The sequence below is a fragment of the Streptobacillus felis genome (assembly GCF_001559775.1).
Taxonomy (GTDB): Bacteria; Fusobacteriota; Fusobacteriia; order Fusobacteriales; family Leptotrichiaceae; genus Streptobacillus; species Streptobacillus felis.
Window position 1 is genome coordinate 1 of sequence record NZ_LOHX01000127.1, and the last position, 281, is coordinate 281.

The window sequence follows — 281 nt, forward strand, 5'->3', positions numbered from 1 at the left end:
TAAACTAGTATCTATTATGGGGGTTAATAATGAAATAGGAACTAGCATAGATATGGAAGCTATATCACGTGTTGTTAAAAGTAAAAATCCTAGTACATATTTACATATAGATTTCGTACAAGGATTAAAACATAAAGATTATGATTTTTCTAAAATTCCTCTTGACCTATTATCTATTAGTTCACATAAAATACATGGACCTACGGGTATAGAAGCTATATATATCAAAGATGGAGTTAAAATTAAAGATCAAGTATAAGGAGATAATAGTGAGAATAAAT

General features: G+C 27.0%; 1 protein-coding gene. It reads left to right on the plus strand.

Annotated elements, in window-relative coordinates; translation table 11 throughout:
- Window positions 1-259, plus strand: a 259-nt coding sequence (locus AYC60_RS02180) for an aminotransferase class V-fold PLP-dependent enzyme (protein WP_156447642.1), incomplete at its 5' end; no start/stop codon positions are given.
- Between the last annotated feature and the right edge of the window lie 22 nt (window positions 260-281).